Annotated in this window: 16 protein-coding genes; 5 read left to right on the top strand and 11 right to left on the bottom strand. The window is 60.8% G+C overall.

What is annotated here, in order from left to right; translation table 11 throughout:
• Position 1 precedes the first annotated feature (1 nt).
• Genes ACI2KA_RS00080 through recG form a run of 4 tightly spaced genes read right to left on the bottom strand, consistent with a single transcriptional unit; the run spans position 2 to position 3,085 of the window.
• Positions 2-385 (bottom strand): type II toxin-antitoxin system VapC family toxin, encoded by a 384-nt coding sequence (locus ACI2KA_RS00080; RefSeq protein WP_404498153.1) that lies wholly within the window; start codon positions 383-385, stop codon positions 2-4.
• Positions 382-639, bottom strand: coding sequence for a type II toxin-antitoxin system Phd/YefM family antitoxin (locus ACI2KA_RS00075; protein WP_404498151.1), 258 nt, complete (start codon positions 637-639; stop codon positions 382-384). The genes ACI2KA_RS00080 and ACI2KA_RS00075 overlap by 4 nt, the downstream gene beginning before the upstream one ends.
• A gap of 55 nt (positions 640-694) precedes the next feature.
• Positions 695-967 (bottom strand): hypothetical protein, encoded by a 273-nt coding sequence (locus tag ACI2KA_RS00070; RefSeq protein WP_404498149.1) that lies wholly within the window; start codon positions 965-967, stop codon positions 695-697.
• A 12-nt stretch (positions 968-979) separates the two neighbouring features.
• On the bottom strand, positions 980-3,085 hold the full coding sequence (recG, locus tag ACI2KA_RS00065) for an ATP-dependent DNA helicase RecG (RefSeq protein WP_404498147.1): 2,106 nt from the start codon (positions 3,083-3,085) through the stop codon (positions 980-982).
• Between the two features lie 320 nt (positions 3,086-3,405).
• On the opposite strand from recG, the gene ACI2KA_RS00060 reads away from it, so the two are divergent.
• The 3 genes from ACI2KA_RS00060 to ACI2KA_RS00050 all read left to right on the top strand — a co-directional run bounded on the left by ACI2KA_RS00060 (position 3,406) and on the right by ACI2KA_RS00050 (position 8,009).
• On the top strand, positions 3,406-3,717 hold the full coding sequence (locus ACI2KA_RS00060) for a succinate dehydrogenase assembly factor 2 (RefSeq protein WP_077982075.1): 312 nt from the start codon (positions 3,406-3,408) through the stop codon (positions 3,715-3,717).
• A 3-nt stretch (positions 3,718-3,720) separates the two neighbouring features.
• Positions 3,721-7,218, top strand: coding sequence for a transcription-repair coupling factor (gene mfd / locus ACI2KA_RS00055; protein WP_404498145.1), 3,498 nt, complete (start codon positions 3,721-3,723; stop codon positions 7,216-7,218).
• 452 nt (positions 7,219-7,670) lie between these two features.
• Positions 7,671-8,009, top strand: coding sequence for a hypothetical protein (locus ACI2KA_RS00050; RefSeq protein WP_404498143.1), 339 nt, complete (start codon positions 7,671-7,673; stop codon positions 8,007-8,009).
• 40 nt (positions 8,010-8,049) lie between these two features.
• Here ACI2KA_RS00050 and ACI2KA_RS00045 read toward each other — a convergent pair whose 3' ends face one another.
• From ACI2KA_RS00045 to ACI2KA_RS00035, 3 genes are read right to left on the bottom strand one after another with little or no spacing between them, the layout of a single operon-like run.
• The gene (locus ACI2KA_RS00045) at positions 8,050-8,991 is read right to left on the bottom strand and encodes a DMT family transporter (protein ID WP_404498141.1); all 942 of its coding nucleotides are present in this window, start codon (positions 8,989-8,991) and stop codon (positions 8,050-8,052) included.
• Positions 8,992-9,041: 50 nt separating this feature from the next.
• The gene (locus ACI2KA_RS00040; protein WP_404498139.1) at positions 9,042-9,710 is read right to left on the bottom strand and encodes a DsbA family oxidoreductase; all 669 of its coding nucleotides are present in this window, start codon (positions 9,708-9,710) and stop codon (positions 9,042-9,044) included.
• Between the two features lie 43 nt (positions 9,711-9,753).
• Positions 9,754-11,589 carry an extracellular solute-binding protein gene (locus ACI2KA_RS00035; RefSeq protein ID WP_404498137.1) on the bottom strand — a complete coding sequence of 612 codons (1,836 nt, stop codon included), beginning with the start codon at positions 11,587-11,589 and terminating at the stop codon, positions 9,754-9,756.
• Between the two features lie 514 nt (positions 11,590-12,103).
• Here ACI2KA_RS00035 and ACI2KA_RS00030 point away from each other — a divergent pair.
• Positions 12,104-12,760 (top strand): invasion associated locus B family protein, encoded by a 657-nt coding sequence (locus ACI2KA_RS00030; RefSeq protein WP_404498135.1) that lies wholly within the window; start codon positions 12,104-12,106, stop codon positions 12,758-12,760.
• A gap of 97 nt (positions 12,761-12,857) precedes the next feature.
• Here the strand turns inward: ACI2KA_RS00030 and hspQ are convergent, their stop codons facing one another.
• The 4 genes from hspQ to ACI2KA_RS00010 all read right to left on the bottom strand — a co-directional run bounded on the left by hspQ (position 12,858) and on the right by ACI2KA_RS00010 (position 16,113).
• Positions 12,858-13,187, bottom strand: a complete 330-nt coding sequence (hspQ, locus tag ACI2KA_RS00025) for a heat shock protein HspQ (protein ID WP_149740849.1) — start codon at positions 13,185-13,187, stop codon at positions 12,858-12,860.
• An 80-nt stretch (positions 13,188-13,267) separates the two neighbouring features.
• The gene (locus ACI2KA_RS00020) at positions 13,268-14,194 is read right to left on the bottom strand and encodes a DMT family transporter (RefSeq protein ID WP_404498133.1); all 927 of its coding nucleotides are present in this window, start codon (positions 14,192-14,194) and stop codon (positions 13,268-13,270) included.
• A 99-nt stretch (positions 14,195-14,293) separates the two neighbouring features.
• On the bottom strand, positions 14,294-15,703 hold the full coding sequence (glnA, locus tag ACI2KA_RS00015) for a type I glutamate--ammonia ligase (RefSeq protein WP_404498131.1): 1,410 nt from the start codon (positions 15,701-15,703) through the stop codon (positions 14,294-14,296).
• Between the two features lie 71 nt (positions 15,704-15,774).
• Complete coding sequence (locus ACI2KA_RS00010) at positions 15,775-16,113, bottom strand: P-II family nitrogen regulator (RefSeq protein ID WP_003515720.1); 339 nt, start codon at positions 16,111-16,113, stop codon at positions 15,775-15,777.
• 358 nt (positions 16,114-16,471) lie between these two features.
• Between ACI2KA_RS00010 and ACI2KA_RS00005 the strand changes: the two genes are divergently transcribed.
• Positions 16,472-17,947 (top strand): NAD(P)H-hydrate dehydratase, encoded by a 1,476-nt coding sequence (locus ACI2KA_RS00005; RefSeq protein ID WP_404498129.1) that lies wholly within the window; start codon positions 16,472-16,474, stop codon positions 17,945-17,947.
• Positions 17,948-18,122 lie beyond the last annotated feature (175 nt).

Raw genomic sequence — 18,122 nt, 5'->3', positions numbered from 1 at the left:
GCTAAAGAACGCTGGCGACGTCCGTTTGCGCAAAGTCATTTCCGACATAAAGCAAAGGGCAGCCTTCGGTTTTTGCGAGATCGTAGGCAAAACAGTCGCCGAAATTCAACCCGGCGGGATGAATGCCTTTGCCCCAGATACGATAGGCTTCTGAAATTCCATGCGCGGATTTGGGCGTAACGTGTCTGACGTCGATGCTCAGTCCTTCGACTAGCATTTGGAGTTCGCGGCCGCGGTTGCGCCGTTCTGCCACGATCATAGCTTCTGCAAGTGTTCCCGCGGAAATAAGCAAAAGCTCATCTGTTTCGAGAGCTAAGGCGCAGGCATCCGCTTTGGGTTCATCAAACAGGATTGCCATCAGAGCCGACGTATCGATAACGATCATTTTGGAAGGCCGTCCTCGTCGTATAGAAAATCCTGACTCTGCGCGGCATCCGGGCCATCATGTGTTTTGTTGGCGACAGTCGCGCGCACTTTTGCGAGCGCGGCTCTACGGGATGATTTATCCGCCACGGCAGTGATCGGAACCAGCCTTACAGCTGCGTGGCCATGACGCGTGAGAATAACCTCGTCACCAGCTTCAGCGCGGCGCACCAGTTCGGTAAGCTGACTTTTTGCATCGGTCACGGATATCTGCATGGTTAATCTCCAGCGTTGAAAGCCAGTATCAGATTAGTCCATTCAATGGACCATATCAATCCTCGTCATCCAGATCATCCACCTCCGTCCCCGTGGTCGTGGCGTGGAATACCGGAACGAAAAGCCGCATATAGACCAGCCGCACGCTCCAGCCCTGTTCCAGTGCCTCCGACCACGCCTTCTTGCGGCCGGGCTTCTTGAAGGCCTTGCCGATCGCCTTTTTCTCGCTTTTCGCAAATGTCTCGGGCTGCAGGATGTTCTGCGGCGAGCAGAGCGCGTAACCCTTGCGGAAAGCGGGCGGCGGGCGGCGGGGGTCGATCATGTTCATGGACGTTCACTTTCAGCCGGCATGCAGGAAGCGGATCGCTTCGTCGCGGCGGTGCAGATAGAGCAGGGTGCGCAGCGCATTGCCACGCGGGCCTGTGAGTTCAGGATCACGCTCGATGACGTAGGCCGCGTCCTTGCGGGCGATTTCCAGAAGGTCGGCATGGGCCTCGAGGCTGGCGATGCGGAAGCCCGGCGTGCCGGACTGGCGGGTACCGAGCAATTCGCCTTCACCCCGCAGCTTCAGATCCTCTTCCGCGATCAGGAAGCCGTCTTCGCTGTCGCGCAGGATGGAAAGCCGGGCGCGGCCGTTCTCGCTGAGCGGTCCCTTGTAGAGCAGGATGCAGGTGGAGGCCTCGTCGCCACGGCCGACGCGGCCACGCAGCTGGTGAAGCTGGGCAAGGCCGAAACGTTCGGCATGTTCGATGACCATGATTGTCGCATCCGGCACATCGACGCCGACTTCCACCACCGTCGTCGCCACCAGCAGCCGGGTTTCGCCACTCTTGAAGGCGAGCATGGCGGCATCCTTTTCCGGGCCGCTCATGCGGCCATGAATGAGACCGATATTGGTGCCGAGCATCTGCGAAAGCACCGCATGCCGCTCCTCCGCCGACATCAGATCGGATTCTTCCGTTTCCTCGACGAGCGGGCAGATCCAATAGGCCTTCTTACCGTCTTTCAGCGCCGCGCGCAGCCGCTCGACAATATCGCCGATCCGTTCGGTGGGGATCGTGACCGTCTGGATGGGTTTGCGGCCGGCCGGTTTTTCCGTGAGCTTGGAGACGTCCATGTCGCCGAAGGCGGCCAGAACCAGCGTGCGCGGAATGGGCGTGGCGGTCATGACCAGCATGTGCGGCGTGATGCCCTTGGCGGTCAGGCGCAGGCGCTGGTGCACGCCGAAACGGTGCTGTTCGTCCACCACGGCCAGCACGAGGTTTTTATAGGTCACGCTGTCCTGAAACAGTGCATGGGTGCCGATGACGATCTGCGCTTCGCCGGATGCGACGCGCTCCTCGATCTCGCGGCGCTCCTTGCCCTTGGTGCGGCCGGTCAGGACCTCGACGGTGATGCCCACTGCCTGAGCGAGTTTGGAGATGGTGGCGTAGTGCTGGCGGGCGAGGATTTCGGTGGGCGCCATCAGCACCGCCTGTCCGCCGGCCTCCACAGCCGTTGCCATGGCCATCAGCGCCACCAGCGTCTTGCCGGCGCCGACATCGCCCTGCAGCAGCCGCAACATGCGGTCTTCGCCGGCCATGTCGGTCAGGATATCCTTCACGGCAGCGCTCTGGCTTGCCGTCAGCGAGAAGGGCAGCTGCGAGAGAATCTTGGCGGCGATATCGCCTTTGGCGCGGATCGGCTGGCCCGCCACCTTGCGCAGCCGCTGGCGCACCAGCGCCAGTGACAGCTGCCCGGCAAGGAATTCGTCATAGGCCAGCCGCCTGCGCGCCGGGGCCTGCGGTTCGATATCGGCGCTGTCACGTGGGTCGTGCAACTCGCGGAAGCTCGAGGCGACATCGCCGAAACCCTGGCGGGTCTTCAGCGTCTCGTCGATCCATTCCGGAAAGACCGGCAGCTTCGCCAGCCCTCCTTCGATGGCGCGACGCAGCACCTTGGGCGACAGACCGGCGGTCATCGGGTAAACCGCTTCCACCAGCGGCAGGTTCTCCGCCTCGGAAAGCTTCACCATGAAATCCGGATGCACCATGGAGGCGCGGCCGTTGAACCAGTCCACCTTGCCGCTGACGAGAACCTCTTCGTCCACAGGCAGGGCCTTGGACAGCCAGTCGCCCTTGGTGCGGAAGAAGGTCAGCGCCAGTTCGCCGGTCTCGTCATGCAGGAAGACGCGATAGGGCGCGGAGCGGTTTCCAGCCGGCGGCGGCTGGTGCCGGTCAACGCGTCCCTGGATGGTGACAATGGCGCCGGGGCTGGCCAGCGCAATGCCGGGGCGGTTGCGGCGGTCGATAACGTTGGATGGCGCGTGGAAGAGGAGATCGATGACGCGGGTGTCGTCGGCGCTTTCCCGGCTCAGCAGCTTGGCCAGAAGATCGGCGAGCTTCGGCCCCACGCCGGCAAGGGTGGAGACGGAGGCAAACAACGGATCGAGAATGGCCGGGCGCATGGTCAGGAAAATCGGGGAAGGGAGCGGCTTATGCAAGACTTGGTGGGTCACAAAGGCGGGTTATCACCGGCAGATTTTCGTGGCCGTGGCATTATTTCGATAAAAAACGGTTCCCAAGCGTTCGCCTCCTGTTCTATAGGAGGTCACGATAGACGAGGCAAAGATTGAAGGGCGCGCTGCGAGTTCGGAGCCTGCTGTTTTTCACGATGCTCTCCTCTTCCTCATCCCTGTGACGGGCACAGGAATGAGGGTGGTGGGGACGGACCGGCAGATGAAACCATTGAATCATGCGCTGCGATCCATACGGGAAGGAAAATGCGATGACTGGACTGGTACGCACGAGTGCCGACCTCGATCCGAGACGCCGGCGGATTCTTTACCGCTGCTGGCACCGGGGCATTCGCGAGATGGATCTGGTGCTCGGGCAATTCGCGGAAGATAATATTGCCGGGCTTTCCGATGAGCAGCTCGACGAGCTGGAAGTCATCATGGCGGAAGAGGATAACGACCTCGTCAAGATGGTGACCGGCGCCCTTGCCATCCCGGAAAAATTCCAGACACCGCTGTTTGAAAAGATCGCCTCCTACCGTCCCGATTTCGATCTCGTCACCACTGACACCCTGAAAGCCTGAAACATGATAGCCGGATTCGATGCAAAGCTGGTGTCGTCGGCCGATACGCCGCTGACCATCGGAAACGTGCCTTCCGGCATGGAAGCCCTTTTGCTTGCCGACATGGCGCGGGCGGGCACGTCGGTGGCTTACGTGATGTCGGATGGACAGCGGGTCGCCGATCTCGAACAGATCCTCGGTTTCGTCGCGCCTGATATTCCGGTGATGACGCTGCCGGCCTGGGACTGCCTTCCCTATGACCGTGTGTCACCGAGCGCCGACACCTCGGCGCGCCGGCTGGCGGCGCTTTCCGGCCTCATCGCCCATGCGAAGAAACCGCATCCGGCCATCGTGCTCGTCACCGTCAACGCCATGCTGCAGAAGATGGCGCCGCGCGACATTATCGAGAGCCTCGGCTTTTCTGCCAAACCCGGCAACCAGATCCGCATGGAGGAGATTGCCGCGCGGCTGGAGCGCAACGGTTTCGACCGGGTGGCGACGGTGCGTGAAGTGGGCGAATTCGCCGTGCGCGGCGGCATTCTCGACGTTTTCGTGCCGGGCACGGAAGAGCCGGTGCGGCTCGATTTCTTCGGCGATACGCTGGAGAGCATCCGCACCTTCGATCCGGCCAGCCAGCGCACCATCGGCCAGGCGCGTTCGCTCGATCTGAACCCGATGAGCGAAGTGACGCTGACGCCGGATACGATCAGCCGGTTCCGCAAGAATTACCTGTCGCTGTTCGGTGCTGCGACGCGTGACGATGCGCTTTATCAGGCCGTCTCCGAGGGCCGCCGTTATGCCGGCATGGAGCACTGGCTGCCGCTGTTTTACGAACAGCTGGAAACCGCCTTCGATTATCTGAAGGGTTTCCGCATTGTCACCGATCACACGGCACGGGAAGCAGCCAAGGAACGCTCCAAGCTGGTGCTCGACTATTACGACGCTCGGCGGGCTTCCGGCGAGACCAAGGGGTCGACGCAGGGCGCGCCTTACAAACCGGTTTCGCCCGGCCAGCTTTATCTCGACGGCAAGAGTTTTGATGCGGAGCTTGCCGCCGTCAACGCGGTTCGGCTGACACCTTTCAACGAACAGGACAGCGAAGGCCGCCCGGTCGCGACGCTGGACGCCCATGTCGGGCCGCGCTGGGCGCGTCCGCCAACCGAGGGCGAAAGCGAAGAACGGGTCAATGTTTTCGATCTGGCGGTGAAGCACATCGCCGAGCGCCGCGCCAAGGGCTGGAAGGTGCTGATAACAGGCTGGTCGGAAGGTTCGCTCGACCGGCTGCTGCAGGTGCTGAACGAACACGGGCTTGAGAAGATCAAACCCGTCATCGCGCTGAAAGAGGTGGAGACGCTCGGCAAGGGCGAGGCGGCCTCGGCGGTGCTGAGCCTCGAAGCGGGTTTCGAGACCGGCAATCTTGCCGTCATCGGCGAGCAGGACATTCTCGGCGACCGCATGGTGCGGCGCTCCAAGCGCCGCAAGCGCGGTGCGGATTTCATCTCGGAAGTGGCGGGGCTGGATGAGGGCTCGCTGGTCGTCCATGCCGAGCATGGTATCGGCCGCTTCGTCGGCCTGCGCACCATCGAGGCGGCGGGTGCGCCGCGTGCGTGTCTCGAACTGCATTATGCCGACGATGCCAAGCTGTTCCTGCCGGTTGAAAACATCGATCTTCTGTCCCGTTACGGCTCGGATGCGGCGGAAGCGCAGCTGGACAAGCTTGGCGGCGGCGCATGGCAGATGCGCAAGGCCAAGCTCAAGAAGCGCCTGCTCGATATGGCCGACGAGCTTATCCGCATCGCAGCCGCGCGTCTGGTGCGCCATGCGCCGGTGCTGACGGCCCCGGACGGGCTTTATGACGAATTCGCCGCCCGTTTCCCCTATGATGAGACGGAAGACCAGCTGAACGCCATCGAGGCCATTCGCGAAGATCTTGGTGCCGGCCGGCCGATGGATCGCCTCATCTGCGGCGATGTCGGTTTCGGCAAGACCGAAGTGGCGCTGCGCGCCGCCTTCCTTGCCGCCATGAACGGCGTGCAGGTGGCGGTGGTGGTGCCGACCACTCTGCTTTCCCGCCAGCATTTCCGTACCTTCTCGGAACGTTTCCGCGGCCTGCCCATCCGGGTGCAGCAGGCTTCGCGCCTTGTCGGCTCCAAGGAACTGACGCTGACGAAAAAGGAAGTGGCGGATGGCAAGACCGATATCGTTGTCGGCACCCATGCGCTGCTCGGCGCGGGCATCAGCTTCGCCAATCTCGGCCTCTTGATCATCGACGAAGAGCAGCATTTCGGCGTGAAGCACAAAGAGCGGCTGAAGGAGCTGAAGAGCGACGTGCATGTGCTGACGCTATCCGCGACGCCCATTCCCCGCACGCTGCAGCTGGCGATGACGGGCGTCCGTGAGTTGTCGCTCATCACCACGCCGCCGGTGGACCGCATGGCGGTCCGTACCTTCATTTCGCCGTTCGACCCGCTCGTCATCCGCGAGACGCTGATGCGCGAGCATTATCGCGGCGGCCAGAGTTTTTATGTCTGCCCGCGGCTTGCCGATCTCGCCGATATCCATGCCTTCCTGCAATCGGACGTGCCGGAACTGAAGGTCGCGGTGGCGCATGGCCAGATGCCGGCCGGCGAACTCGAAGACATCATGAACGCCTTCTACGACGGCAAATATGACGTGCTGCTGTCGACCACCATCGTCGAATCCGGCCTCGACGTGCCGACTGCCAATACGCTGATCGTGCACCGGGCCGATATGTTCGGTCTCGCCCAGCTTTACCAGCTGCGCGGCCGTGTCGGCCGCTCAAAGGTGCGCGCCTTCGCGCTCTTCACCCTGCCGGTCAACAAGGTGCTGACGACGACTGCCGAGCGCCGGCTGAAGGTGTTGCAATCGCTCGATACACTCGGCGCCGGCTTCCAGCTGGCGAGCCACGATCTTGATATTCGCGGCGCGGGCAATCTGCTCGGCGAAGAACAGTCCGGTCATATCAAGGAGGTCGGTTTCGAGCTTTACCAGCAGATGCTGGAAGAGGCGGTGGCCGAGGTGAAGGGTGACGAGCAGGTGCAGGATAGCGGCTGGTCGCCGCAAATCTCGGTCGGCACCTCCGTCATGATCCCGGAAGATTACGTTCCCGATCTGCACCTGCGCATGGGTCTTTACCGCCGTCTCGGCGAGCTTGCCGATATCAGCGAGATCGACGGTTTCGGTGCGGAAATGATCGACCGTTTCGGCCCCTTGCCGAAAGAGGTGCAGCATCTCCTCAAGATCGTCTACATCAAGTCGCTCTGCCGCACGGCCAATGTCGAGAAGGTGGATGCCGGGCCGAAGGGCGTGGTTGTGCAGTTCCGCAACAAGGAATTCCCCAACCCCGCAGCGCTGGTCGCCTATATCGGCAAACAGGGCACGATGGCGAAGATCCGTCCCGACCACAGCCTGTTTTTGACCCGCGATCTGCCGACGCCGGAAAAGCGGCTGGCGGGTGCGGCGATGATCATGACGCAGCTTGCGGAGCTGGCGCGGTCGTAGATTTGAGCTTGTCCATTTATAGCGGATCGAGGGTGCGTGGGGCTTTACCCCCCTCTGCCCTGCCGGGCATCTCCCCCACAAGGGGGGAGATCGGCAGGAGGCTCTCTCGTCGCTTCGTCCTCAGATGTTGAGATGGGCGAAACCTCGCCGCAGATCGATCTCCCCCCTTGAGGGGGAGATGCCCGGCAGGGCAGAGGGGGGTAAAGCCCCACCCACCCTCGATCCACTGTCAACAAACAACGTCCCTAAAGCCAAAACCTAAAACACTCCCGGACAAACGAAAACGGAAGGATCCGCCATCCGTCTGCTCTCCCGCTCCCGAGGTTCTGCAAACATTACCGGGATGTAATGAAACGGACATGCGCCGGTAGCTTCGGTGGGCGTAGTCTTGTTTTCATCTCCTCTGCTGCGCCCAATGTGACGCGCGAGTGGGAAGACGAAGGAGCAAGACGATGTGGACCAACATGAACAGGTTCGTCACCGCAGGTCTGGTTGCTTTGACAATTGCGGGCACCACAATTGCCACCACCGGTCAGGCGGAAGCACGCAACCATTTCGGACACGGGCATGGCGGCGGCGGCATTGCCGCGGGTATTGCCGGCGCAATTATCGGCGGCGCTATCGTCGCCGGGGCGCGGCATTCCTATGGCGGCCCCTATTACGGCGACCCCTTTTATGGTCCGCCGGTTTATGGCCCTCCGGTGATCTATCAGCCGGTATATCCGCGTTGCCATGTCGTCTGGCGGCAGAATGCCTGGGGCGACATGTATCGCGCACGGGTTTGCGACTGAGCCTTGCCGCCCAAGCGGCGATGCGGGAACGCGCCGTTGACTAGAGGGTCCGCGGCGCGTCTTCCGGCGTGATTGCGACGGCGACGTTCTGGTCGGTCGCAGCGATCGAGGCGGGCAGCGGCACTTTCCTCTGCTTCTCGCGGATGAGTGTCAGCAGGCCGGAGCCGACGATGAGGGCGATGCCGATCAGCATCCACCCGTCGATGCGGTCACCGAAAATCAGATAACCGAACAGGATGGCCCAGAGCATCTGGCTATATTGCGTCGGGCCGATCATCGCGGCCGGCGCATACTGGGCGGCATACATCACCAATACGTTGCCGAGTGCGCCGAGCAGGCCATAGCCCGCCAGCAGCAGCCACTGCTCGCCGCCTGGCATGACAAAGGTCGGCACCATGGCGATGCCGCTGATGATGAGACAGCCCAGCACGCCAGCGCCATAAAGCGAGACGTTCTTTTCCGAAGGACCCATGGCGCGGAAAATGACGATGCTGAGCGCGCCGCTGAAGCCGCCGATGATGGCGCCGAGATGACCGACGCCCAGTTCGCGAAAGCCCGGACGCAGGATGACCAGCACCCCGAGAAAACCGATGATGACCGCCGACCAGCGGCGGATGCCCACCTGTTCCTTCAAAAACACCACCGACATGATGGTGACAAAGGAAGGCAGCAGGAAGATGAGCGCAAAGGCTTCTGCCATGGAAAGGTGGGTGAATGCGGTGACGCTGCCGACGGCACCCGTGCCGGCGGCAAAAAAACGGATGATCCACAAAGGGCGGTTCGTCGTCTTCACCACATCCAGCCAGCGATCATTGCGCTTGCGGATGAAGGGCAGGGCGATGAGGCCGAACAGGGCGCCGAAGAAGACCGATTCGATCGGCGAAATCTGGCCTTCTATGAGTTTAACGCTGGCATCGCTCCAGGCGTAGGCAGCGAAGGCGGCAAAGGCGAGCAGAATGCCTTTCAGGGTCTTGTCGGACACGGAAACACCGGCGAAAAATCGAGTTGCTGAAAACCGCCGGTGCTTGACCGTCAGTTCATCGATCTATGCTCGTCCGTCTTGATTTTTGCAATATCCCGCAGTGCAGCAATCAAGACGTCGGGCGTTTGTGCACCGCTTATGGCGTATTTCTGGTCGATGATGAAAAACGGCACGCCGGCGACGCCCATTTGCTGCGCCGCGTCAATTTCGGCGATCACCGTATCCTTGTCGGCATCCGAGGCGAGAAGCCGCGCCACGACCTTGGCGTCCATGCCGGATTTTTCGGCCACATCGGTCAGCACGGCGTGATCGCCGATGTTGCGCCCTTCCTCGAAATTGGCCTTGAACAGGGCGGTGACGACCTTCTCCTGCACGTCGCGGCCTTCCGAATGCGCCCAGAGGGACAGCCGATGGGCGTCGAGCGTGTTCGGGCCGATCTTGATCGCGTCGAAATCGTAATGGATGCCGACTTCCCTGCCGAGCTGCACCAGCGTGGCATGGGCCTGTTCGAGACGCTCCTTGCCGAGCTTCTCCTCAAGAGCGGCTTTCTGGTCGACGCCTTCAGGCGGATAGTCCGGGTTGAGGCGGTAGGGACGCCAGTTCACGTCGACGCTGATTTCGTCCTGCACCTCGGCAATGGCGAGATCGAGCCTTGCCTTGCCGAGATAACACCACGGGCAGACCATATCCGATACGACGTCGATAACGATGCGTTCCATGGTTTTATCTTCCCTTTTTCTGCCGGTGATGGGTGCGGTGCGGTTATTGCGCCCGCGCATCCCACCAGGTCTGTTTCTGATTGCCGGATATTGGCGTCATATCCGGGCGGTCGATATATTTCCAGCGGGCCACCCATTGCGCGCCGATATAATAGAGCGGAATGACGTAGTGGCCGGCCACGAGAAGGCGGTCGTAACCGCGCACGGCGGCTTGAAAATCCTCCGTCGAACGCGCCTGCAGCAGCGCCTCGATCATGCGGTCTATATCGGGATTGGCGGCACCCGCATAGTTGAAGCTGCCCTGCGCATCGCGCGAGAGCGAATTCCAGCGGTTGAGCTGCTCCATGCCCGGTGAAAGAGAGGATGGCAGGGAGCGGATGATCATGTCGTAATCGAAACTGTTCGAGCGGGCCTGATATTGCCCGTCATCGACCGAGCGGATGCCCATGGCGACGCCGATCAGGTTGAGGGAGCGCTGATAGGCCAGTGCGATGCGTTCCTGCGCCGGGTTCTGCGTCATGATTTCGAAGGCGAGCTGACGGCCGCCGGCATCGGACATCTTGCCGTTCTTGATGCTGTATCCGGCTTCTTTCAGCTTATCGACGGCCATTTTCAGAACCTTGCGGTCCGCGCCGCTGCCGTCGGTGGTCGGCATGGCATAGGTTCCCGCCAAAAGGTCGGGCGGCATGGTTTTCGCCGCGTCGCCAAGCAGCGCAAGCTCGCGCGCATCGGCAGCATTGCCATAGGCGCCAAGCGGCGAATTCTGCCAGTAGCTCTGCGTGCGCTTGAATGAGCCGCCGAGGATATTCCGGTTCATCCACTCGAAATCGAGCGCGTAAGACAGCCCCTCGCGCACCTTCTCGTCGGCGAAGACCGCGCGGCGGGTGTTGAAAACGAGGCCGAACATGCCGGACGGCAGGCGCGGCTGGAAGACGTCCTTGACGATATCGCCACGATGGACCGCCGGGAAATTATAGGCCTGCCCCCAGTGGGAGGTATCGGAAGTGCCGTTGATGGCGTCGCCTTCGGGGTAGATGTCGATATCGCCTTTCTTGAAGGCCTCGAACATGGTGGTGACCTGAAGGAAATAGGTGACGCTGATCTCGTCGTAATTGTCGAAGCCGACCTTGCCGGGAATATCCTTGCCCCAATAATCCGGGTTCCGCTCCCAGATGATTCGTTCGCCCGGCCGCAGGGTCTTGATTCGGTATGGACCCGAGCCGACAACTGGCCCCAGACCGGCTTGCTCGAATTTTTCCGGATCGATGGCATGTTTCGGCAAAATCGGGGTGGCGGAAGCGAGAATGAGCGGCGTTTCTCGGTTTGCCTTGTCGTTGAAGGTGAAACGGACACCGCGATCGCCGATTTTTTCCAGCTTCGCCACGCCGTCCATGCGGCTGTTGAAAGGCGGGCGGCCCTTCTCCTTCAGGAGGTTGAAGGTGAAGATCACGTCCTCCGGCGTCACCGGCTGGCCGTCCGACCATTTTGCTTTCGGGTTGATGTTGAACTGGACGAAGCTGCGCTCCTCGTCCCATTCCGCGGTTTCGGCCAGAAGACCGTAGAGGCTGAAGGGTTCGTCGCCGGAGCGCTGCATCAGCGGTTCGTAGAGCAGGTTGCCGAATTCCGGGTCCCAGACGCCGCGCGCGGTGGTGCGCATTCCCTTGAGAACGAAGGGGTTGAGGCTGTCGAAGGTGCCGACGACGCCATAGGAGATGCGGCCGCCCTTCTTCACGTCCGGATTGACGTAAGGGAAATGCCGGAAGTCTGCCGGCAGCGCCGGCGTGCCGTGCATGGAAATGGCGTGAAGCGGTTGCGCCTGCGATATTCCGGGCAGGAGCGCGGCTGCAAAAACTATTGTCAGACCGAATGTGCGGAGCAAAGCGCGTGACCGGCGCAGCAGCTGTCTTCCCTCATTCCTGTGCCTGTCACAGGAATCCAGCCAGCCCAGGTCCGTGGGCTGAAAAGACTCGTCTCGCCGCGCAGACGCGCGTCGGCTGAATTCCTGTGAAAAGCCCAGGAATGAAGAAATAACGGATGCGCCGGCATTTGAAGCCGCTTTGACGTGTTTTGTCGTCATAAGGTTGCGCATGTCACTATCCTGTCCAATTGTCCGTCCGATGTGCGTCAGACCGGTTTATCGTCATGATTCTGGCAGATATGTAGCATACGGACATTGCATGACCCATGCGAGGGCGGGAAATCTTGGGTCCGCTCAAGAAAAAGTTAAAGAAGTGCTGGATATCGCCGCGATCGGCATGTAACAGGGGGACCGGAAGAGACGGGTCACGCATTTGCCTCATTTAAACGACAGTTGAACGGGCAGAAGGATACCGCCATCGGCGAACGGGACCTTGCGGTCCGGTTCTGGCAGACATTCAGGAGACGGAACTCTTATGATGCACAAGGCAAACACATTCACCCGGACGGCTCTGTCCGCTCTGGTCCTTTCTCTCGGCGCAATGTCCGCTCCGGCCATCTCGCAGGCGCAGGATGCTGCTCCCGCCGCTCAGGGCGCCGGCGCGCCGCCGCTCGGCTGGTTCAAGACCTGCTCCAAGCAGGAAGACAACGATGTCTGCGTCGTGCAGAACGTGGTTCTTGCCCAGAACGGCCAGATGATCACCGCCGTCGGCCTCATCACCGTCGAAGGCAAGGTCAACCGCAAGCTGCTGCAGGTTTCCGTTCCGACCGCGCGTCTCATCCCTCCGGGCGTTGTGATGCAGATCGACGGCGGCAAGGGCCAGAAGCTCGACTACGCCGTTTGCCTTCCCGACAAGTGCACGGCCGAAGTGCCGCTGACGGACGCCATGATCGCTTCGCTGAAGAAGGGCAACGAGGTGGTCTTCACCTCCATCAACTTCCGCCGCGCGCCGAACCCGATCAAGATCGCGCTCAACGGGTTCACCGGCGCTTTCGACGGCCCGGCCATCTCGCAGTCGCAGCTTGCAGAAAGCCAGCGCAGCCTGCAGGAAGGCATGCAGAAGAAGGCTGAAGAAGCCCGCAAGAAGCTGGAAGCCGCTCAGGACGCCGCCAAGGGCGCGCCCAAGCCCTGATTGCTGCGAAAGCATCAAGAATGACAAAACCGGTCTGGCGACAGACCGGTTTTTTTATGCGCTTTTGTCCCTGGGAGGTGGGAAGTGTTTGCGGGCGTCAATGCGCCGTCGACATTTTCGGACGCCATTCGCCGTTCGGCGCCTTGTCGAAGATGCGGCCGATATTGGGGTTTCTCAGCGGCGTTTCGTTTTCGTCGTGCACGAGGTTCTGTTCGGAAACATAGGCGACATATTCCGTCTCCTCGTTTTCCGCCAGAAGATGATAAAAGGGCTGGTCGCGATCCGGCCTGATTTCCACCGGAATGGCGTTCCACCATTCCTCGGTATTGGCATATTCCGGATCCACGTCGATCACCACACCGCGGAACGGAAACACCTTGTGGCGGACGATCTCGCCAAGCGTGAATTTTGCGTTTCTTTGTTTCATGGCATGAACTTCCTTTCCCAATACTAGTTGGGGTCGGAATGCGAAATATCAAGACCTAGCGGTTTCGCACCGGACTACCGTCAGGATCGGCGCTTTCTGCCGATCGGCGCGGTGGCGAGAATGACGCCGCCGGTGACAAGCACGATGCCGACGGCATGATAGGTCTCGAAGGTTTCTCCCAGGAACAGCGTCGCCATGAGGATCGAGACCGGCGGCATCATGTAAAGGGTGATGCCGGCCGTGGCGGGACCGAAGACACGCACCGTATGGGTGAAGCAATAAAAGGCGAGAAGCGATGCGAAGAGGATGATGCCGCCGATCTTTGCCCAGGCGACGGGCGTGGTGGGCAACATGCCGCCCTGCGCCAGTTCGAGGGCCGCCGGCGGCAGAAGCACGAGCGCGCCGGAGAGCGCGATCAGGCCGAAAAGGCTGAAAGAGGCCATCTGCCGCGCCGCCGGATCGCGCAAAAGCAGCGAATAGACGGCGAAGGCGATGGCCGCCGTCAGTATGGCGAAATCGCCTATGTTGAAATTCATGTGCCGCAGCGCGGACAAATCGCCCTTGAGCACGATGGCCGCCACGCCGGCAAAGGCGATGACCATGCCAACCACTTCGAGCTTTCGAATGGGGCGGCCCTGGAATATGCGCTGGAACAGGATGATGAACAGCGACGAGGTGGTGTAGATCAGCGTACCGTTGGCGGCCGTCGTCATGGTGAGGCCCCAATAGACCACACCGCCGCAGATGCCCATGCCGAGAATGCCGAGAACCAGCCAGAGCAGCGTTTTGTCACGCAGGAAGGCAAGGCAGTTACGCCAGTCGGCGATCATGAAGGGCGCGATGATGAGGGTCGACCCCATCCAACGGATGAAGGCGGCGATGAAAGGCGAGACTTCACCGACCACGCCGCGGCCGAAAATGACATTGCTGGAGAAAAAGAACGGCACCGCCAGAAAGATGAGCCAGTCCGTGAGGCGTGTTTGCTGAGAGGCTGGCTTGATCGACATGCTTCGAAATGATGGCTGGGCTTCAAAAGAAAACGGCGGCTTTCCAGGGAAAACCGCCGGAATGGAAAGGGACGCCCCGAAGAGCGTCCCGAATGCCGATCAGGCCGAATAATACATGTCGAATTCGACCGGATGCGGGGTCATTTCGAAACGCATGACTTCCTGCATCTTCAGCTCGATGAACGAGTCGATCTGGTCGTCGTCGAACACGCCGCCGGCGGTCAGGAACTTGCGGTCCTTGTCGAGGCTTTCCAGCGCTTCACGCAGCGAGCCGCAGACGGTCGGGATCTTCTTCAGTTCCTTGGCGGGAAGGTCGTAAAGGTCCTTGTCCATCGGCTTGCCGGGGTGGATCTTGTTCTTGATGCCGTCGAGGCCGGCCATCAGCATGGCCGCAAAACCGAGATAGGGGTTCTGGGTCGGGTCCGGGAAACGGACTTCGACGCGCTTTGCCTTCGGGTTGGAGCCGAAGGGAATACGGCAGGAGGCGGAACGGTTGCGCGCGGAGTAGGCGAGCAGAACCGGCGCTTCATAACCCGGCACCAGACGCTTGTAGGAGTTGGTGGTGGGGTTGGTGAAGGCGTTGATGGCCTTGGCGTGCTTGATGATGCCGCCGATGTAATAGAGGCAGGTCTCGGAGAGGCCGGCATATTCATCGCCCGCAAACGTCGGCTTGCCGCCCTTCCAGATCGACTGGTGCACGTGCATGCCCGAGCCGTTGTCGCCGAAGATCGGCTTCGGCATGAAGGTTGCCGTCTTGCCATAGGCATTGGCGACCTGGTGCACGACATACTTGTAGATCTGCATCTTGTCGGCGCTGGAGACCAGCGTGTCGAACTTCACGCCCAGCTCGTGCTGTGCGGCGGCCACTTCGTGGTGGTGCTTTTCGACGACAACGCCCATTTCGGCCAGGACCGTCAGCATTTCGGAGCGCATGTCCTGCAGGCTGTCGATCGGCGGAACCGGGAAATAACCGCCCTTGACGCGCGGACGGTGGCCGAGGTTGCCGGTCTCGTAATCCGTATCGTCGTTGGACGGCAGTTCGGACGAATCGAGCTTGAAGCCGGTGTTATAGGGGTCTGCCTTGTATTTCACGTCGTCAAAGACGAAGAATTCGGGCTCGGGGCCAACAAAAACGGTGTCGCCGATACCGGAGGCCTTGAGATAGGCTTCGGCCTTCTTGGCGGTGCCGCGCGGGTCGCGGTTGTAGGCCTCGCCCGAGATCGGGTCGAGAATGTCGCAAAGGACGACCAGGGTGGACTGGGCGAAGAACGGGTCGATGTGGGCGGTGGCCGGATCCGGCATCAGCACCATGTCGGACTCGTTGATGGCCTTCCAGCCGGCGATCGAGGAGCCGTCGAACATGACGCCATCGGCGAACATGTCTTCGTCCACACAGACAACATCCATGGTGACGTGCTGCAGCTTGCCCTTGGGGTCGGTAAAGCGCAGGTCCACGAACTTGATGTCGTTATCCTTGATCTGCTTCAAGATATCGTTTGCGGTCGTCATTTAAACGTTTTCCTTGAGTGTGATGATGACGAGGTGAAAACCCAAGCCTCCCCGGCTCGGGACGTTCTTGATTATATGGCGTCCACGCCTGTTTCACCGGTACGGATGCGGATGACTTCCTCGACATTGGAAACGAAAATCTTTCCGTCGCCGATACGTCCCGTCTGCGCCGCGTTGCGGATCGCCTCGATGACGGCTTCCGCATTCTCGTCCGCCAATACGACTTCGACTTTCACTTTCGGCAAAAAGTCCACGACGTACTCTGCACCGCGGTAGAGTTCCGTGTGGCCCTTCTGACGACCAAAGCCTTTTGCTTCCGTGACCGTGATTCCCTGAAGTCCGACTTCCTGAAGGGCTTCCTTCACTTCATCGAGCTTAAAAGGCTTAATGATCGCTTCGATCTTTTTCATGAGAAAATATCTCTCCGCTTCTCCCGTTAAAGCAGGTTCTTCCCGCTCTGCCACAAGAATGCACGTATTGTGCCAGATCGGAAGCGGGCTTGAAGAAAAAACTTCGCTCCCTCGGCTTTCCGGCACAAAATGCATTCGCTTTTTGTGGTTTTGCGGCGAATTTCTCGCGAAAATCTGAAAAATCCATGAGCATTTCTGTGAATTTGTATTATTTTAGATATATTGAATATTTAAGGATCCGCGGGTACGCGAAAACTTGATTGTTTATGTTTTATGCAATTGATTATTATTTGGGCTTGGATATTTGCTTATTTTTGCATCGATTGCCTTTTCGGCGTTTTGAAGGGATGATCGGCGCATGACATCCCTTTCGCAGCTCTTCCTGATCGACCCCGTTGTGATGGCCCGCATCGATGCGGCGGCCGGGCAATCGGGTATTCCGCTTTACGATCTGATGGAGCGGGCGGGGCAGGCGGTTGCGGCTGCCGCCCTGCGCCATTATCCGCAGGCGCTGCGTTTCGTCGTGCTGTGCGGCGGCGGCAATAATGGCGGTGACGGTTACGTGGCGGCTCGGGTGCTCCTGCAATGCGGGGCTGCGGTGGCGGTTCATCATCTCGGTGACGCCGGCGCGCTCAAGGGCGATGCCCGGACAGCGTTCGAACGGAGCGGGGTCATGCCGCTGCCGCTCGGCGACTACAAGCCTCTTGCCGGCGACGTGGTCATCGATGCGGTTTTCGGGGCCGGATTGTCGCGCGATATTCCCCGCGAACTTGCTCTTGTCATCGAGGCGGTGGCCAGCATTAAGGTGCCGGTTCTCGCCGTCGACCTGCCCTCCGGGCTCTGCGGCCGGCGGGGCATGCCTCTCGGAGCCTCATTCAGGGCCGAGCGGACCGTGACCTTCATGGCGCGCAAGCCGGGCCATCTGCTGATGCCGGGGCGGGCGCTTTGCGGGACGATCGAGGTGTTCGATATCGGCATTCCGTCCCGCGTGCTCGATGCCCATGCCGGTTCTGTGGCGGAAAACGATCCGCTTGTCTGGCGGCATGCCTTGCCCCATGCCGACATGGAGACCCATAAATTCCGCCGCGGGCATCTGACCGTGTTTTCCGGACCGGCGCATGCAACCGGTGCAAGCCGCATGACGGCGCTTGCGGCGCTGAAGGCGGGAGCGGGTATCGTCACTATTGCCACCCCGAAGGCAGCGCTCGATGTGCTTTCAGTGACGTTGACGGCCGTGATGAACACGCCCATGGATAATGGCGATGATCTGCAAGACTGGCTGGACGACGGGCGCCACGGCACGTTCGTTCTCGGTCCGGGCTTCGGCGACCTCGAAAAGGCGCGGCAATTCGTGTCCATGCTTGGAGACAGGGCGGTGGTGCTGGATGCCGATGCGATCACGGCGTTCAAGGATCATAAGGAGGCCCTCTTCGCGCGCGTTACGTCGGGCACGGGCAAATTCGTGCTGACGCCGCATGAGGGTGAGTTTGCGAGACTGTTTCCTGATCTCGTTAAGGATGCTGGATTGAGCAAGATCGAGAGAGCGCAGGTCGCCTCGGCGCGCAGCGGCGCGGTGCTGGTCTACAAGGGTGCGGATACGGTGATTGCTTCGCCGGACGGCCGGGCGCTGGTCAACACGAACGCGCCGGCGAGCCTTGCGACGGCGGGATCAGGCGACGTGCTGGCCGGTATCATCGGCGCGCTGCTGGCGCAGGGCGCGCCCGCCTTCGAAGCGGCTGCGGCCGGGGTGTGGCTGCATGGCGAGGCGGGCCATAGAGCGGGTGCCGGGATGACGGCGGAAGACCTGGCCCATGCGGTTCGGCCGTTTGGGTGAATTGGTCTGATTTGCTGGCTGCTCGCTGAACCTGCGATCTTACCGCAGTTCTATCATCCGCACTTCGTCACCCCGGACCCGATCCGGGGTCCTGTGTATTGCGCTTGTGTTATAAGGGTTGCGGGCGGAAGGCCGTCGGGGTCCTGGTCGATTGAGACCGTTTGCTGGCTTTGGC

The organism is Agrobacterium sp. NPDC089420 (assembly GCF_044900305.1).
GTDB lineage: Bacteria > Pseudomonadota > Alphaproteobacteria > Rhizobiales > Rhizobiaceae > Agrobacterium.
Note: the sequence above shows the minus strand (reverse complement) of the source record. Positions and strands in the feature narration are given on the sequence as shown.